Raw genomic sequence first — 1,710 nt, forward strand, 5'->3', positions numbered from 1 at the left:
AATTACTCACAGGCTAAGCTCAATGCCATAGCCAGAAAACTCAATGAACGCCCTAGAAAGACACTAAACTATCAAACACCGGCAGAACGTTTTGCCCAATCTGTTGCGTTGACCGGTTGAATCCAAGACCCAAAGCAGACATACAAAGAAAAAGCCAACCCGAAGGCTGGCTTTAATGATGCAAAATAATTATAACAACTGCATTACGGCAGTGGTCTAGGTTGCTTGGTTTCAGATACTGGAATTACTCTGCCGCCCAAGACTGTTGCTTGAACTGCAACATCTTTAATCTTAATTGCAGGGATAGTTTGTGGATCAACATCTAGTACTGTAAAGTCAGCAAACTTACCGGCTTCAATACTGCCAACCTTATCTTCCACACCCAGTGTATAGGCAGCATTAATGGTGATCATCTTCATCGCCTCTGATGGAGGCAAGGCTTCAGCAGGCGCCCAAACTTTGCCATCGTTATACACATCTCGGCGAGTTACTACAGACCAAGCCTCTTGCAATGGGTTGGGTGCTGAAACAGGTGCATCCGAATGAATCGAGGTAACGATGCCATTTCGCACCAACATGCCTAAACGTGTGGCAGTAGAGGCACGATCGGTACCCATTGCTGGGTACTGTAACTTTGCACGTTGTGAGATGTAGGAAACATTAGCGCTGACCACCGCATTTAACGCCTTAATCTTAAAGACCATGGCTGTCGATGGAACGCCAAAGTGATTTACCGTAAAGCGGTGATCAAAGCGTGGCTTTGAATCTTGCAATAATTGCAATGCATTTAGCGTATCGAGATTTCCTACGTCACTGTTACTGTGTACGTGAATATGAAAGCCTGCATCCCACCAAGGCTTCATAGTAGATGCAAAATCTTTTGCGGATGCGTAAGTAGATGGACCACCAATACCCCCATCGACATAGGTAGGGTGGCCCATATGCATGGTCTCAGGCATGTACCCACCATCGCTAAAGAATTTAACGCCCTGGAAAATAAAAAGATCGTTATCGTATTGTTTGAAATTTAAAGCTTCTTGGATAGCTTTATCACCATACTTTGCCTTCAATACCTCGCCAGTTACCACTGGAACAACCCGCATTGACCCTGCATTGGATTTTGAAAACTCACGAGCCACTTTCAATTCCATATCCAAGTCTAGGGCGCCAATAGAGCTAACCCAACTATGCACAATCCTTGCGTGCTGCCTAGTCGATAAATGTGGGGACCTTCGCCATTAATAGATAATTAAATCCCAGGGCTGAGTGCTTTCTCAAAATTAACTGAAAGTACCTCGTAGCGCTTCATAGCCATCTGAGTTGGATAGACATGCTTTTTCCTAGCGTCATTTTTGTCAGCCATCAGATTAATCAGCCCTTTCCTCTCAAGGCTCTTTACTCTTCCATGTAGCGTTGCCTGTGACCCCAGGGTTGAAATTGATATGAGATCCCCAACTAATATGGGCTCATTTTGTATTGTTGTCATCAAAAACAGTTTATTCAGCAATGCTTCCTCTAGTGGGTCTAGCTTTTTCCATCCCCCTGTCACATCAATGACATCTATTGAATTTAAAAAACGAATGTACGCTGATAGTGCAATACTCTTTTGAAGAATTTGCTTTGTTTTGGCTAATTTTTCCATATTTAATACCTTGGCTAATTACTCATGCATCAATTGATCTTGTGGGTTGATTCATAGTTAATCCACTG

At 43.3% G+C, this 1,710-nt stretch carries 2 protein-coding genes and 1 pseudogene; 1 reads left to right on the top strand and 2 read right to left on the bottom strand.

What is annotated here, in order from left to right; all coding sequences use genetic code 11:
- Positions 1-120, top strand: a pseudogene (locus tag ICN46_RS11845) (IS30 family transposase); the annotation flags it as partial.
- Between the two features lie 83 nt (positions 121-203).
- Here ICN46_RS11845 and ICN46_RS11850 read toward each other — a convergent pair.
- Both ICN46_RS11850 and ICN46_RS11855 read right to left on the bottom strand, forming a co-directional pair.
- Positions 204-1,151 carry an amidohydrolase family protein gene (locus ICN46_RS11850; protein ID WP_216209116.1) on the bottom strand — a complete coding sequence of 316 codons (948 nt, stop codon included), beginning with the start codon at positions 1,149-1,151 and terminating at the stop codon, positions 204-206.
- 98 nt (positions 1,152-1,249) lie between these two features.
- Positions 1,250-1,642, bottom strand: coding sequence for a helix-turn-helix domain-containing protein (locus tag ICN46_RS11855; protein WP_215347000.1), 393 nt, complete (start codon positions 1,640-1,642; stop codon positions 1,250-1,252).
- Positions 1,643-1,710 lie beyond the last annotated feature (68 nt).

Origin of the sequence: Polynucleobacter sp. Latsch14-2, assembly GCF_018881925.1 — a bacterium.
In the GTDB taxonomy this organism is placed as follows: Bacteria; Pseudomonadota; Gammaproteobacteria; order Burkholderiales; family Burkholderiaceae; genus Polynucleobacter.

What these genes read in the sequence shown, in the direction of transcription:
- ICN46_RS11855 (WP_215347000.1), bottom strand. Translation starts at nt 1,642, where the DNA reads ATGGAAAAATTAGCCAAAACAAAGCAAATTCTTCAAAAGAGTATTGCA.
- ICN46_RS11850 (WP_216209116.1), bottom strand. Translation starts at nt 1,151, where the DNA reads ATGGAATTGAAAGTGGCTCGTGAGTTTTCAAAATCCAATGCAGGGTCA.